Source organism: Wenyingzhuangia fucanilytica (genome assembly GCF_001697185.1).
GTDB classification, from domain to species: Bacteria; Bacteroidota; Bacteroidia; order Flavobacteriales; family Flavobacteriaceae; genus Wenyingzhuangia; species Wenyingzhuangia fucanilytica.
Genome location: NZ_CP014224.1, coordinates 2,985,707 through 3,001,480, shown reverse-complemented (window position 1 = coordinate 3,001,480; position 15,774 = coordinate 2,985,707). Strand labels below are relative to the sequence as shown.

The 15,774-nt window shown below is 32.9% G+C and carries 13 protein-coding genes; 6 read left to right on the top strand and 7 right to left on the bottom strand.

Annotated features, from left to right (window positions below):
• Window positions 1-36: 36 nt before the first annotated feature.
• Window positions 37-1,977 (bottom strand): DNA topoisomerase (ATP-hydrolyzing) subunit B, encoded by a 1,941-nt coding sequence (gene gyrB / locus AXE80_RS12365; protein ID WP_068827794.1) that lies wholly within the window; start codon window positions 1,975-1,977, stop codon window positions 37-39.
• Window positions 1,978-2,460: 483 nt separating this feature from the next.
• Here gyrB and AXE80_RS12355 point away from each other — a divergent pair, with 483 nt between their 5' ends.
• The 6 genes from AXE80_RS12355 (at window position 2,461) to AXE80_RS12330 (ending at window position 11,110) form a co-directional block, all read left to right on the top strand.
• Complete coding sequence (locus tag AXE80_RS12355; RefSeq protein ID WP_068827790.1) at window positions 2,461-3,912, top strand: SLC13 family permease; 1,452 nt, start codon at window positions 2,461-2,463, stop codon at window positions 3,910-3,912.
• A gap of 102 nt (window positions 3,913-4,014) precedes the next feature.
• The gene (locus AXE80_RS12350) at window positions 4,015-5,268 is read left to right on the top strand and encodes a hypothetical protein (RefSeq protein WP_068827788.1); all 1,254 of its coding nucleotides are present in this window, start codon (window positions 4,015-4,017) and stop codon (window positions 5,266-5,268) included.
• A gap of 191 nt (window positions 5,269-5,459) precedes the next feature.
• Entirely contained in the window at window positions 5,460-5,726 is a 267-nt protein-coding gene (locus AXE80_RS12345) for a hypothetical protein (RefSeq protein WP_068827786.1), read from the top strand.
• A gap of 78 nt (window positions 5,727-5,804) precedes the next feature.
• Window positions 5,805-7,202: an amidase gene (locus tag AXE80_RS12340; RefSeq protein ID WP_068827784.1), complete on the top strand. Its 1,398-nt coding sequence runs from the start codon at window positions 5,805-5,807 to the stop codon at window positions 7,200-7,202.
• Complete coding sequence (gene gatB/aspS / locus AXE80_RS12335; protein ID WP_068827782.1) at window positions 7,202-10,546, top strand: bifunctional amidotransferase subunit GatB/aspartate--tRNA ligase AspS; 3,345 nt, start codon at window positions 7,202-7,204, stop codon at window positions 10,544-10,546. The genes AXE80_RS12340 and gatB/aspS overlap by 1 nt, the downstream gene beginning before the upstream one ends.
• A gap of 75 nt (window positions 10,547-10,621) precedes the next feature.
• On the top strand, window positions 10,622-11,110 hold the full coding sequence (locus tag AXE80_RS12330) for a hypothetical protein (protein WP_068827780.1): 489 nt from the start codon (window positions 10,622-10,624) through the stop codon (window positions 11,108-11,110).
• An 8-nt stretch (window positions 11,111-11,118) separates the two neighbouring features.
• Here the strand turns inward: AXE80_RS12330 and moeB are convergent, their stop codons facing one another.
• From moeB to AXE80_RS12300, 6 genes are all read right to left on the bottom strand, one after another.
• The gene (gene moeB, locus AXE80_RS12325) at window positions 11,119-12,162 is read right to left on the bottom strand and encodes a molybdopterin-synthase adenylyltransferase MoeB (RefSeq protein ID WP_068827778.1); all 1,044 of its coding nucleotides are present in this window, start codon (window positions 12,160-12,162) and stop codon (window positions 11,119-11,121) included.
• 77 nt (window positions 12,163-12,239) lie between these two features.
• A complete protein-coding gene (thiH, locus tag AXE80_RS12320; RefSeq protein WP_157359406.1) occupies window positions 12,240-13,352 on the bottom strand; it encodes a 2-iminoacetate synthase ThiH in 1,113 nt (370 codons plus the stop codon).
• A 72-nt stretch (window positions 13,353-13,424) separates the two neighbouring features.
• Window positions 13,425-14,192 (bottom strand): thiazole synthase, encoded by a 768-nt coding sequence (locus tag AXE80_RS12315; protein WP_068827774.1) that lies wholly within the window; start codon window positions 14,190-14,192, stop codon window positions 13,425-13,427.
• A gap of 79 nt (window positions 14,193-14,271) precedes the next feature.
• Complete coding sequence (locus AXE80_RS12310; protein ID WP_068827772.1) at window positions 14,272-14,676, bottom strand: DUF1801 domain-containing protein; 405 nt, start codon at window positions 14,674-14,676, stop codon at window positions 14,272-14,274.
• Window positions 14,677-14,739: 63 nt separating this feature from the next.
• Window positions 14,740-15,390, bottom strand: a complete 651-nt coding sequence (thiE, locus tag AXE80_RS12305; RefSeq protein ID WP_068827770.1) for a thiamine phosphate synthase — start codon at window positions 15,388-15,390, stop codon at window positions 14,740-14,742.
• Between the two features lie 17 nt (window positions 15,391-15,407).
• Entirely contained in the window at window positions 15,408-15,770 is a 363-nt protein-coding gene (locus AXE80_RS12300; RefSeq protein WP_068827768.1) for a four helix bundle protein, read from the bottom strand.
• Window positions 15,771-15,774 lie beyond the last annotated feature (4 nt).

The window sequence follows — 15,774 nt, the reverse complement described above, 5'->3', positions numbered from 1 at the left end:
ACATCTCCTTTAGTGTTTATAATATTAGTGCTTTTGTTAAGCATCAATATTAGCATATTTTGCATTCTTTTCAATAAAGTCTCTACGTGGCGGAACTTCATCTCCCATTAACATAGAGAAAACTCTATCAGCTTCTACCTCGCTATCAATAACAACTTTACGTAAAGTTCTAAATTCAGGATTCATAGTAGTATCCCATAATTGTTCTGCGTTCATCTCTCCCAAACCTTTGTATCGTTGAATACTTGCAGAGCCACCAAATTTTAAGTTGATCATATCACGTTGATCATCAGACCAAGCGTATTCTTTTTTAGCTCCTTTTTTAACTAAGTATAAAGGTGGTGTAGCAATGTATATATATCCTTGCTCAACCATTTCTCTCATGTATCTAAAGAAGAAAGTTAAAATTAAGGTAGCAATGTGAGAACCATCTACATCGGCATCACACATAATAACTACTTTGTGGTAACGAACTTTAGATAAGTTTAAGGCCTTGCTGTCTTCTTCTGTACCAATGGTAACTCCTAAAGCGGTAAACATGTTTTTGATTTCTTCGTTTTCAAAAACTCTGTGAGTCATTGCTTTTTCTACGTTTAAGATTTTTCCTCTTAAAGGTAAAATAGCTTGAAATTCACGATCACGACCTTGTTTTGCAGTTCCCCCTGCAGAATCTCCCTCGACTAAGAAAATTTCACATTTTTCTGGATCTGTTTCAGAACAGTCAGATAATTTACCAGGTAAACCACCAATAGACATGACGGTTTTACGTTGCACCATTTCACGAGCTTTGGTTGCTGCATGACGGGCTTGTGCTGCCAAAATTACTTTCTGAACAATAACTTTAGCATCATCTGGATGCTCTTCTAAGTAATCAGTTAACATTTCTGATACTGCTTGACTAACAGCTGCAGAAACTTCACGGTTTCCTAACTTAGTTTTTGTTTGTCCTTCAAATTGTGGTTCTTGAACTTTTACCGATACAATTGCAGTTAATCCTTCACGGAAGTCATCTCCAGCAATATCAAATTTTAATTTTGATAACATTCCAGAAGCATCGGCATACTTTTTTAATGTAGTAGTCAATCCTCTACGGAAACCAGATAAGTGTGTACCTCCTTCGTGAGTATTAATATTGTTTACATAAGAATGTAAGTTTTCTGCATAAGAAGTGTTGTAAACCATGGCAACCTCTACAGGAATACCATTCTTTTCACCTTCCATAGCAATTACTCCAGCAGTTAATTGCTCACGAGTTCCGTCTAAATATTTAACAAATTCAGATAAACCTTCAGTACTTGTAAAAGTTTCGGTTATGTCGTTTCCTTCATCATCTTTATTTCTTTTGTCTGTTAAATGAATAACAATTCCTTTGTTAAGGTATGATAACTCACGTAAACGAGCAGCTAAAGTATCGTAGTTATAAGTTGTTGTTTGTGTAAAAATACTTTTATCAGGAGTAAAAGTAACCTCTGTTCCTCTTTTATCGGTATCACCAATTAGTCTTACAGGGTATGCTGCTTTTCCTCTTGAGTATTCTTGTTCGTAAATTTGTCCATTTCTAAAAACAGTAGCTTTTAAATGGTCAGATAATGCGTTAACACAAGATACACCTACACCGTGTAATCCTCCAGATACTTTATAAGAGTCTTTATCAAATTTACCTCCTGCACCAATTTTAGTCATTACAACCTCTAAGGCAGAAACTCCTTCTTTTTTGTGCATATCAACAGGAATACCACGTCCGTCATCACGAACGGTAATAGAGTTATTCTCGTTAATGTAAACATCAATGTTTTTACAGTGACCTGCTAATGCTTCATCAATAGAGTTGTCAATAACTTCATAAACCAAATGGTGTAAACCTCTTACCCCAACATCTCCGATATACATCGAGGGACGCATTCTTACGTGCTCCATTCCCTCAAGGGCTTGGATGCTATCGGCAGAATACTGTTGTTTGTCTTCTATATTACTCATTATATATTGTGTTATTGTTTTTTAAATCCAATGCTATCAAATATAATAAATATGATAGATGTATGGTAAAATTGAGTAAAAAATATGATTTGTCTATAAAAACAGAAAACGGCTTAAATAGCTTAAAAACCACCTTATTTTTGATTTTACTAATTTCCTGTTTTATTTTTTTTAAGAGTTTTTTAAAAATTGATTTAATCGCTTTTTTTGTAATTTAAAAACGTCAAATACATTTTTTTTGATTCACTTTTTTTCAATTTTACTTGTTGTAAGAATCAGAGTTATTTTAAACTGATAAACAAGGTTAAAATTTTACAGAAATCCTATGACTAAAACCATGATAATAATCATGTAAAGTATTGGTTTTGCTAACTATTTGTCTTAAAAACATACTTATATCGTTTTCGATAATTATGGTTTTTTGATAGGTTAAAATTGGGGGAGTAATGTAAATTGTAAGTGCTAACTATAAACTACTATAAAATGTCAGATTCAAGATCGGCTTCCATCAGAAAATTTTCTAGAATTCAACATATGGTGAATTTTCAAGGGAGAATTATTAATTTATTATTAAGTATCATTATTGCTTTTGGAGGAACTTATTTTTTGCAATCTCCTGCTTTAGATACACCTCAAGTTTACGTATTGTTTTTATTAATCCTGTCCGTTTGTTTGTGGGTAACAGAGGCTATTCCTCCATTTACGGTAGGGTTATTAATTTTTGGTTTTTTGGTTTTTGCACTCGGAAAGCATTATCATGATATTGACCCTACAACATCTAATAAAATAGTTCAAAAATATGTGCAAACATGGTCTAACTCGGTAATTTGGTTGATGTTAGGTGGTTTCTTTATGGCCGAAGCAATGCAAAAAGTAGGACTAGATAAAACAATATTTAAATTAACAATTAAGAGGTTTGGAACAAAGCCAAGGCATGTGTTGTTGGGAATTATGTTGGTAACAGCTATTTTTTCTATGATTATGAGTAATACTGCAACTACAGCAATGATGATTGCCTCTGTATTGCCTTTTTTAAAAACGCTACCAAAAGAAGCAAAAATTACCAAAGCATTGTTGATAGGAATTCCCGCAGCAGCATCACTAGGAGGAATGGGGACTATTATTGGTTCACCTCCCAATGCAGTAGCGGTAGATGGATTGTTGCAAAATGGAATTAGTTTTGGTTTTTTAGAATGGATGATGATTGGTTTTCCTGTGGCGATTATTTTGGTAATGATTTTTTGGAAAATTTTAATAACTAAATACATTCCTAAAATTTCATCAATCGACTTAGGTTTTTTAAGCGAAGGAGAACCAGAAGAAGGCTCTAATGAAGAGATTTTTGTAATGAAAAAGAAATTTGTGTTAGGAGTTTTACTAGTAACAATGTTGTTGTGGTTAACAGGGAATATTCATGGGATTTCGGCCTCTACTGTTTCAATGTTACCAATTATGTTGTTAACCATGTTTAGAATTGTAGACTCCGAAGATGTAAGAAAATTACCTTGGGATACTTTAATGTTGGTTGCAGGAGGTTTGTCTTTAGGATTGGCAATTAAAGAAACTGGTTTAGCGGAATATTATGTAGGTTTATTAAATGAGTACAGTTTAAACAAATATGTAACGATGGGAGTTTTTGCTCTAATTACAGTAGTTCTTTCAAATTTTATGAGCAACACAGCAACAACAACAATTTTAATACCAATAGCCATTATTTTAGCTACAGATAATCCAATTATTTTACCATTGGTTATTGGGTTTAGTGCTTCGGCAGCGTTGTTTTTTCCTATTTCTACTCCGCCAAATGCTATTGCCTTTAGTACAGGTCTTATAGATCAAAAAGATTTTAGATTTGGAGGTGTAATAGCAGGGTTACTAGGGCCATTAATAGTTGTATTGGTTATTCTAGGATTCCAGTTTTTTGGATTGATTTAGCAAAATAAATAATGTAGAGGTGGTTTTATAAAACTAGGGGTATATACTTAAACTTCTTTTTACCTATGTTAGTAGCCGTCTTAAAACTTTTAAAACATAAAAATGAGGTTAATATTAACAATAATTGGGGTAATGTGTTTGTGTGCAGGGAAAACATTAGCGCAAAATTCAGAAAATAAATTACCGAAAATAAAATGGGGATTAACCACTCAAATTTGGGCTAGATATTCAGATTTAAATGTAGGTTCTACCATAAATGGTGAGGCTACTTCTAATTATACGGATGTTTCTATTCGTAGATTAAGAATTCCTGTGTCTTCCCAAATTAGTCCTAAAGTATATGTTGCTGCTATGTTTGGAGGGAATAACTTTAATGATAAATCAAAAGATTTTCCATTATATGTGTTGGATTTATATTTGGAATATAAGTTTAACAAGGCTATAGAAGTTGGTTTAGGAAAATCTGGTTGGGTAGGTTTAAATAGATGGGCTTTACGTTCAAGTAAAACATTGATGGGCTTAGATGCTCCTTTGTTTACTTTAAATACAGTTGATAAAAATGATGATTTGGCTCGAAATCTAGGAATTTGGTTTAAAGGACAAATAAATCAGTTTGATTATAGATTGATTTTTAACAATCCTATTGTGATTACTGCATATTCTGGAAATGGTAGGGTAGATTTTGCAAACAATAGACCAAGAGTAAAAACATCAGCTTATGTAAAATATCAGTTTTTTGAGCATGAATCTAATAAAGGGTCGTATCAAGCAGGTACATATATGCAGGCAAAAAAAGTTTGGAATATAGGTGCTGGTTTTCAGTATCAAGAAAAAGCAATGAGCGATGGTGATGTTACAGGTCCATTAACAAATATATATGATAGCAAACACTGGGCAGTAGATTCTTTTTTAAATATTCCTTTAGAAAATAATGATGCTATTACTGCGTATTTGGGTTATTATGATTTTGATTTTGGAAAAGATTATATTAGAAATGTAAGTGCTAATGGTAGTATGTTTGGCGGAGGTGATAATTTTAACGGAGCAGGTGTCGGGTTTCCAATGATAGGTACAGGTGATAGTGTTTATTTTCAGTTTGGATATGCTTTTCAAGAAACAAAAATATTAAGTCAAAATATGATTATTCAGCCTAATATTTCAGTACAGCATTCTAACTGGGAAGCCTTAAATGAGCCGATGACTGTATATGATTTTACGGTAAATTTTATGATGGATGGGCATGGAAATAAATTGAGTTTAGGATATCAATACCGACCTATTTTTGATAGTCTTACTTTAAAAGAAAAAGATAGAAAAGGGATGGCGGTACTGCAATATCAGATATCTATGAATTAAGGAAATAAAGTTTTTAAATGTGTTAAAATTAGGCTGTGTTTTTATTAAAAATGCGGCCTAATTTTTTTGTTTTAAATCAAGGGAATAAGATTCAGTTTTATTGTCCTTACTTTTATGCTGTATACCTTCTTACTCCGCAAAAACTTTTGTAATTTCGCAAACTTGAAGTCTGAACATAAAACATAGTAGAAATGAGTAAAATAATGCCTGTAGACATCTTGTCTAGCATCAAAGGAGCAAAGTCTTCTGAGGCGGTGGATAAGTTGTTTGATGTAATTAAAAACGCTGAAATCAATTCCAATTCATCAAATCAAAATGCAAAGAATGCCGTGTCTATAGATGATTTACGTGCTGATGTTGTGGAAAATAGTTCAGAAATCACCAAACAAATCATTAGAGAAAACTTTCCAAAGGAGAAAGATGGGTATTTAGTGGTGTCTAAAGTTATAGAAGGGTAAAATGTAAAAGGAATTAAAGTAAAAAGAATTTGTTTTTACATCTTTTTACTCGAAGTCTTTTTACCCAAAACGAATACAATGAGTTTGATAAAAAAAATACACAATCAATTAGTAGCAAAAGAATTCACTTGTACTGAATTAGTAAAAGAAAAATTAGCGTTACTAAAAGAAAATAAATACAATTCTGTAAACACTGTTTTAGAAGATTTGGCTTTAGAGGCTGCTGCAAAAGTAGATGCCAAAATTGCCAATGGAGAAGAAATAGGATTGTTAGAAGGAATTCCCTTTGGAATTAAAGATGTATACATGGTTCAAGGAACCTATACTTCTGCAAGTTCAGATTTGTTAAAAAAATATAAATCAGCCTATACTGCAACTGCTATTCAAAAATTGTTAGATGCGGGAGCCATCCCTATGGCTAAAGAAAATTGTGACAGTTTTGGTCATGGTTCTTCTTCTGAAAACACAGTATTTGGAAGTGTAAAAAATGCTATCAATCAAGAATTAGTAGCAGGAGGTTCTTCTGGAGGTTCTGCCGTAAACGTTGCTGCAGATTATACAGTGTTTTCTATTGGTGGAGATACAGGAGGTTCTATTCGTCAGCCTGCAGGATACAATAAAATTTATGGTTTAAAACCTACTTACGGACGTGTGTCTCGTTATGGGTTAATGGCTTATGCATCGTCTACTGATACTGTTGGGCCTTTGGCAAAATCTATAGAAGATGTTGCTATTGTGATGAACGTAATGAGTGGTAAGGATGCAAAAGATCAAACAACCATTGCATCAGAAGAAATTAAAGCTGAGGTAATTGCATCAAAACCAGAAGGAATTAAAATAGGATATTTTAAAAACTTTATTGAAAACGATGCTATCGACTCAAAAGTAAAAGCAGACTTTTTAGCAACGATTGAAAAGATAAAATCAGCAGGATACGAGGTTCAAGAATTAGACTTTTTTAATGCAGATACTTTGGTTTCTACATACTATACCTTGGCGATGGCAGAAACGGCATCGAATTTATCTAGGTTAGACGGTACTAACTATGGAAATAGAATTGAGGATAAAAACTTGAAAGAAACTTACATGGTTACTCGTTCTGAAAACTTTACTGAGGAAACAAAACGTAGAATTGTAGGAGGAAATCAAGTATTGTCTCAAGGATTTTCTGATGCTATTTATTTAAAAGGTCAGGAATTAAGAAAAGAAATAGAAGCAGCTTTTGAAGCTGATTTTAACAAGGTAGATATTATTTTATCACCCGTAACTCCTGGTCCTGTACCTAAAATTGGAGAGGTGTTAAGCAACCCGCATGCGATGTATTTGTCAGATGCTTATACGGTTGGGTTCAGTTTAGGGCAGTTACCAACATTGACTTGCCCATTTGGAACAGAAACAGGAATTCAGGTTACAGGAGCAAAAAATAAAGAACAAACAATTTTACAGTTTGCTAACTTTTTAAACCAAGTGCAATAATGGAATTAGAAAGATTAAATTCTCTAATAGAAGAAAACGGAATAGAATTAGTAATTGGTTTAGAAACACACGTACGTTTAAACACACAATCAAAATTGTTTTGTGGTTGTGCAAACGAAGAAAGTGAGCAAGCAAACGTAAATATTTGTCCTGTATGTACAGGTCAAATGGGAGTGTTACCAGCCATCAACAAAGAAGCTGTTACTAAGGCTATATATTTTGGTAAAGCGATTAATTCTACATTTTCTAACGAAATAACTTCTTGGGATCGTAAACATTACGAATATCCTGATAACCCAAAAAACATTCAGATTACACAGTTTCACAATCCAATCATTCCAGATGGAGAAGTAGCTTGTTATCGTAATGATGGTTCTCAGTTTACGGTACAAATTGAGCAAGTGCATGTAGAAGAAGATGCTGCTAAATTGGTACACGAGAAAACTATTTCTTTGGTAGATTTTAACAAAGCGGGAGTTCCGTTAATTGAAATTGTAACCAAGCCATGTATCAGAAATATAGAAGATGCTTCTACTTATGCACAATATGTTCAACGTATTGTTCAAAATTTAGGAGTTTCAGAAGCGAACTTAGAAAAAGGACAATTTAAATCAGATGTTTCTGTATCGTTAAGATTAAAAGGAACAGATGTGTTAAACCCTCGTACCGAAATCAAAAACTTAAACTCATTTAAGTTTATGGTAGAGGCTTTAAAAGAAGAAATAGAAAAACAATTAAATTACTTTTTAGAAAATAAAGAATTTAGACCAGATCAAACTACGGTTTTATGGGATGAAGCTTTAAAGCAAACTAAGGTAATGCGTAAGAAAGAATACGATGCTGATTATCGTTATATTTCTGAACCAGATTTGCCTTTTGTAGCTATTAAGAGTGTAGTAGAAGGAATTACTGTAGACCCAAAAGTATTGCCTTATTATGTAGAATCTAAGTTGATTGAAGGAAAAGTAAAACCTCAAGATGCTAAGTTTTTTACCGCAGATGCTTTACGTTCTAAAACAGTAATGTCTTTAATTGATGCGATTGGTGATGTTGCTTTTGTAGCAAAAACATTAACAAACAATCTTAAGGCAGAAGATTATGATAAGATTAAAAATGTTGATGATTTAGCTTCAATATTTAAATCTTTTAAAAATGGAGATGTAACCAATGTATTGGTGCAAAAAGCTATAGAATCTTTATTAGCAGACGCTAGTTTTGATTACAAAAAATACTTTGCAGACAATACTATTTCTACAGAACAAATTCAAGAAGCAGTAAATGCTGCTATTGAAGAAAATGAAGCTGTAGCAAATGACATTAAAGCAGGAAACAAAGGTAAAGCTGGAGTTTTAGTTGGTAAAGTTATTGCTAAAATAGGTAAAGGAGCTCCAGGAAATGTAGTCCGTGAAATGATTTTGGAAACCCTGTCGGGTAGTACAAAGTCTCAAGTGCAAAGTGCAAAGATTAGTGAAACTACAGAAGAACTTAAGACTAAGGACTCAGTACTAAGTACTAGCGAAGCGTTACCTGAAATTCCTTTAGTAATAAAAGAAGAGTACAGAACGCATGTTATTACTCAAATTTCCGAAGACACAATTAATCAATCGGTTTCATTAGCAGGATGGGTAAATTCAGTTCGTGATCATGGAGAGTTGATTTTTATTGATTTACGTGATTCTTCATACGAAATCATTCAAGTTCGTTTAAGTAGAGAGTCTTTCCCTAATTTAAGTGAATTGGTTAAGTTAAAGCCAGAATCGGTTATTACTGTTACAGGAAAAATAGTACAACGTAATGAAGATGATTATAATGCTGGTTTAAAAACAGGTAAAATTGAGTTAGAAGCTTCTGAATTAGAAACTTTAAACTTATCTAGAACTTTACCTTTTGAAATTAAAAAGGCGATGAGAACTAACGAGGCAACTCGTTTTAAATATAAATTCTTAGATCACAGAAATCAAGAAGTTCGTAAAGCGGTCATCAACCGTCATAAAGTAATTAAATTACTTCGTGATATGTTAGATGAGCAAGAGTTTTTAGAGGTAGAAACACCTATTTTAACTGCTGGTACAGATGAAGGAGCAAGAGAATTTATTGTGCCTTCTCGTAAAGAACCAGGAGCGTTTTATACTTTGCCACAGGCTCCTCAACAATTTAAGCAAATGTTGATGGTAGGTGGTTTTGAAAAATATTTCCAAATAGCTCGTTGTTTCCGTGATGAGGATTCTCGTGGAGATCGTCAACCAGAATTTACACAATTGGATATTGAAATGGCTTATGCATCTATGCAGCAAATCATTGATTTAAATACCAATATGTTCAATACTATTGTAAAGAAAATCTATGGAAACAAATGGATTTTACATCCTTTTGAAGTGATTACTTACAAAGATGCTATGGACAAGTATGGTTGTGATAGACCAGATTTACGTTTTGGATTGCAAATGCAAGATATTACAGAAATTGTAAAAGGAACTACTTTCCAGGTATTCTCTAAACCAATTGATGAAGGTGGAATTGTAAAATGTATCAAGGTTTCTGCAGAAGAGCAAGGAGGAAAACGTATGTCTAAAGGGCAAATAGAAAAATTAACTGCTACTGCTCAGCAACATGGTTTAGGAGGATTGGCTTATATTATTGTAAATGAAAACGATTTGCAATCTCCAATTATCAAGTTCTTAGGAGAAGAAATTGCTCAAAATATTATTGATGTTACAGAAGCTAAAGTTGGAGATATAGTTTATTTCTCAGCTGCGGATTATGCTACAGCTAACAAAGCTTTAGATGCAGTTCGTCAAGAATTAGGTGCAATGTTAAAATTAATCAATCCTAAAGAATTAAGACCAGCGTGGGTAGTTGATTTCCCTATGTTTGAGAAAACAGATGAAGGACGTTGGACATTTACCCATAACCCATTCTCTATGCCAGCCATCTATGATTTAGATAAACATATGAATGGTAAAGAAGATGAAATTGGTACTATTATTGCACAGCAATATGATTTAATCTTAAATGGTTATGAAATAGGTGGAGGATCTGTTCGTGCTCATAAACCAGAAATTTTAGAGGCAACCTATAAGAATATGGGTTACAATAAAGAGGAAATGTTAAAGAGTGTAGGAACGATGTATGAAGCTTTCCACTATGGTGCGCCACCACATGGAGGAATTGCGTGGGGTGTAGATAGATTGATGATGATATTAGAGAAAAAAGCATCTATTAGAGAGGTGATGGCTTTCCCTAAAACAGGAAGTTCTGAAGATTTATTGTTTGGATCTCCTTCTCCATTATCTACTAAAAAAGTAGAAGAAATGAATGTTAGAGTGATTGCTAAAAGTAAATAAATAGCATAGGTGTGTTTTTCCACAGCTTTGTATTAACTGTGTATAGAAAAGAAGTTTAATGTGTATCTTTGCATAATGAAAAGGTTGTTTGCTAGAATAAGAAAAAATAAAAATATATCATTTGATGAGTCAGGTATTATTGCGACTACATCAGATGGTCAAGAGGTGCTTGTAAAGTGGGGGAGTGTTAACAAAATAGTGTTACTTGATGCTTTTGAGGAATACAGTGGGTATTTTTTAACTGACGATTATAAATCTAAAGTTTTGTATCATGATATTTCTATAGCTTGTAAACAAAATATTGTTAAGGTTAGAACAGGAGGAAGCCCTTCGGTTAAGAAGAATATATCGGAACCATTTTCTAAAAACTTTGGTACAACAAGTATTTATTATCCTGTTTTTGTTGAGTATGTAGATGATTTAGGAAATAAAAATTTATATGCTAATCACTATAGTAACAAAGATAAAGAAGAGGTAGTAAAGCAATTAAAAACATTTTTACCAAAAGATAAAGTACATCAAAAAAAGAAAGTAGAAGGTTTTACACCTTTGTCAGAATTATAAAAAAAGCATCACTTAAGTGATGCTTTTTTTATGCCTCCTTTTAAAGAGTATACTTTTAGATTTAAATCTTTTATGAGTTGATTACTCCTAGTTCCAGTTTCACAATACAACACTATTTTTTTGTCTAAGTTTAATAAGTTAGGATTGTTTCTAATCTTTTCTTCAGGTATATGAGTTCCACCAATGTTCTGAATATCTCTTTCTAAACTTGTTCTAATATCTATTAATTCATGTGTTGAGGTAAGTTCTGAAAATTCAATTTCATGTTCAAATTCTTCAACACCACAAAAGAAATCATAGTCTATCAATTCAGTAATGTTTAGGTTGTTGTTTTTCTCAAACCCTAAAACAAAATGTTGATTATTAAGAGTGTTAATCGTCAATAGTTTTCCAGATAAAATTTCTCCAATTCCACAAATAATTTTAATGACTTCATTGGCTTGGTAACTTCCTATAATTCCTGGTAAAACTCCCAAAACTCCAATTTCTGAACAAGATGGTACAGAGCCAGCTTTTGGTGGAGTAGGGTATAAACATCGGTAAGTTGGTCCATTGTTGTAGTTAAAAACAGAAACTTGTCCTTCAAACTTAAAAATAGATCCAAAGACTAAAGGTTTGTTTGTTAGTATAGCAGCATCATTACATAAATATCTGGTTTGGAAGTTGTCAGAACCATCAACAACTATATCGTATTGATTAAAAAGAGCCAGTGCATTGTCTTTGTTTAAAAACTCATGAATAATATTAAATTTTACATACGGATTTAATTGTTTCATTCGGTTTGCTACAGCTCTAGCTTTAGATTTTCCAATATCATCAACCGTAAACAAAATTTGACGTTGTAAATTGGTTACATCAACAGTATCACCATCAACAATACCAATAGTTCCTACTCCAGCAGCGGTTAAATACTGAATAATAGGACAGCCTAATCCTCCAGCTCCAATCACTAAAACTTTGGCTGCTTTTATTTTTTCTTGTCCTTCTAGTCCAATTTCATTTAATAATAAATGACGGCTGTATAGTGTTTTTTCGTTGTTGTTTAGTTTCACAAGTACAAAGTATTGAGTACAAAGTACAAAGTATTGAGTAGCTACTGTTCTTAGTACTCGTTACTTAATACTTAATACTAATTAAAAGTTTCCCAATCTTTCCATACAGGTTCTAATCCGCTTTCTTTTAACATTTCTGCAATGAGTTCTGTTGAGCGTTCATCAGAAATTTCAAATTGCTCTAAGGTTTGTGGGTCTACTGTGTAACCACCCGGGTTTGTTTTAGATTCTGCACTTAAAGAGGTAATACCCAAATGTACAATGTTATTTCTAAATACCTCACTTTCTCTGGTACTCATAGACAGTTCCACATCTTCATCTAACAATCTAAAAGCACAAATGGTTTGTACCAAATCTCTATCGGTCATTTCTACTTTTGGTTCTAAACCTCCGCTGTGTGGACGTAATCTTGGGAAAGAAATAGAGTATTTTGTTTTCCAATAGGTCTTTTGTAAATATTTAAGATGTAAAGCTGTAAAAAAACTATCTGCTCTCCAATCTTCTAAGCCAAATAAAGCACCAATTCCAATTTTATGAACACCAGCTTTACCCAATCTATCAGCGGTATCTAAACGGTAATCAAAATTAGATTTTTTCCCTTTAGGATGGTGTTTTTTATACTCATCTCTATGATATGTTTCTTGATAGACTAATACTGCATATAAATTGGCTTCAATCAATTCCTCATATTCATGTTGGTCTAAAGGTTGTACTTCTATGGTAATGTTAGAAAACTGATCTTTAATTAATTCCATGGCATGTTTAATGTATGGAACTCCAACGGTTTTATTGGCTTCACCTGTTACCAACAAAATATGATCGTATCCTTTGGCTTTTAAAAAAGCAACTTCCTTTAAAATTTCTTCATCAGTTAAAGTCCTTCGAGGAATTTTATTAGTCATGCTAAATCCGCAATAAGTACAAATATTTTGACACTCGTTAGATAAATACATGGGAACGTACATTTGAATGGTGTTTCCAAAACGTTTTTTTGTAGTCATCTTACTCATATGAGCCATTTGTTCTAAATAGGGAGCTGCAGCAGGAGATACCAAAGCTTTAAAATCCTCTAAATCTCGTTTGGTTTTAGAAAGAGCATACTCAACATCATGTGCTGTTTTTGAGTTGATACTCGCTAAAGTTTCATCCCAATTGTAGGTGTCGAATAAGGTTTGAAATGTTTTGTTCATGTTTTTAAGAATGTAGAATATAGAAGTTAGGATTTGGTTAAAACCTAGTCTCTATATTCTTGGTTCTAAATTCTAGTTCAAAAAACTAGTTAACGGACTACTAGCTTCCGCATGTTTTTTAATACTCGCTAATTTTGCATTGTAAGCCATTCTACCTGCTTCTACCGCCATTTTAAATGCTTTGGCCATTTCTACCGGGTTTTGAGAAACCGCAATGGCAGTGTTTACCAAAACAGCATCGGCACCTAATTCCATTGCATAAGCAGCATGTGACGGACTTCCAATTCCAGCATCTACAATTACAGGAACATTGCTTTGTTCTATAATAATTTCTAAAAAGTCACTTGTTTTTAATCCTTTATTAGTTCCTATAGGAGCTCCTAAAGGCATTACGCATTGTGCTCCTACTTCTTCTAATCGTTTGCATAAAACTGGATCCGCGTGAATATATGGCATCACAACAAAACCTAGTTTTACCAATTCCTCGGCAGCTTTTAGCGTTTCAATAGGATCAGGTAATAAATACTTAGGATCTGGGTGAATTTCTAATTTAATCCAATTGGTTTCCAAAGCTTCTCTTGCTAATTGCGCTGCAAAAACAGCTTCTTTTGCATCTCTTACTCCAGATGTATTGGGTAATAAATTTACATGAGGTTGGTTAATGCTTTGTAGCATTTTGTCTTGCTCATTGTCAATATCAACTCGTTTTAAGGCCACGGTTACCAATTCACTCTCTGATGCTAAAATAGCTTTTGCCATTAAATCATTAGAACTAAATTTTCCTGTTCCTGTAAACAATCTTGATGTAAATTCTTTATCGGCTATTTTTAATGTGTCCATATTTTTTTAGAATGTAGAATCTAGAATATAGAATCCAGCTGTACTAACTCCTGAATTCTTGCTTCTAGATTCTTATACGTTATCTACTAATTTCTATTGTTCTCTTAATTATTTCTTTTAAAACTTGGGTGTTTACATCTGCTAACTTGTTAATGTATAAGCAGCCTACACCGGTTTTGTGTTTTCCTAATTGGTCTAATAAATCTTGACTTTTTTGGATGTCGCAACCCATTAGATATAAGGATATATTTGCTTTTCTAGGCGAGAATCCACAGGTAAACCAATTGTCTTCACAACCCGATTTTGTTTTGTATCTGTATTGGCCAAACCCCACAATACTATCTCCCCACATCACAGGTTTTTCTCCTGTTAGCGCTTCCATCATATTTAGGATTTCAAAACAATCTTTTCGTTTTTGTTCTTTGTCAACCAGGTTGATAAAGTCTGTAACACTTGCGTTGGTTGGTTGGGTTTTGTTGGCCATAATTTTTAGTTTTTAGAATTTAGGAGCTAGAATATAGAATTGAAAATTCTGGCTTTTGTATTTCTATAGATCACTAATGTCATATTTCTGTTCATGAGAACTTCCTACTTGTAAAAGCTGATGAAAGGTTCTTATTTTGTTAAAATCTTTGGTAATTTCTCCTGAGATGGCAATTCCTGAAACGCCAGTTTTTAGAATGTCAGCAACATCGTTGGTTGTAATTCCACCAATAGCAATAATTGGGGTTTCTGTTTTTAATTCTTCTAAAATTAAAGAGTAGCCATTTAAACCTAAAACAGGACTTAAATTGTCCTTGGTTGTGGTAAATCTAAACGGTCCTAAACCAATATAATCCACATTTTTATTTAACAAATTTTTACAGTCTTCAAGTGTGTTTGCCGTACCTCCAATAATTTGCCAAGTAGCCAGTTCTTTTCTAGCAATGGTTGGACAAGTATCTGTTTTTCCCAAATGAACTCCATCTGCTTTTACCTCTTTGGCAATTTTATAATGATCGTTGATGATTAATCTTGTCTGAAAATGATTGGTGATTTCTCTAGCTTCTAAAGCTGTTTTTAATATCTTTTTATCGGATAAATTTTTCAAACGAAGTTGTACCAATTCAACACCTGAAGCACAAGCTTTTTGGATGTTTTCTAAATGCTCTTTTGGTGTAGCTCCTTGTGATATATAATGTAATTTGTTGATGGTCATGGTTTTTGTTTTAGAATTTAGGAGTTAGAATTTAGAACAGACTTTGAGTAGGCATTAATTAGTTTCCCAGTTTCATTGATCAGATTGTTTAATTTTTCAGTGTCATTTATGTAACCCAAATCTTTTGAAAGTATTATGTAATACCTACACTCTTCTAATGAGCCATGTGAAATATTAAAGAATCTCACTTTATCTTTTAATCCTTTCTTTTTATATCCTTCGGCTATATTTGCAGCAATTGATGTAGCAGCTCTTCTAAATTGAGAAGTCAATCCATAAGTTTCTTCTTTTGGAAAAGACATTGTTATAGAATATACCAAAAGCACAAATTGATGAGCTTTTTGCCACATGATTAAATCTTCAAAAGTGTTTTTTTTCATAGTG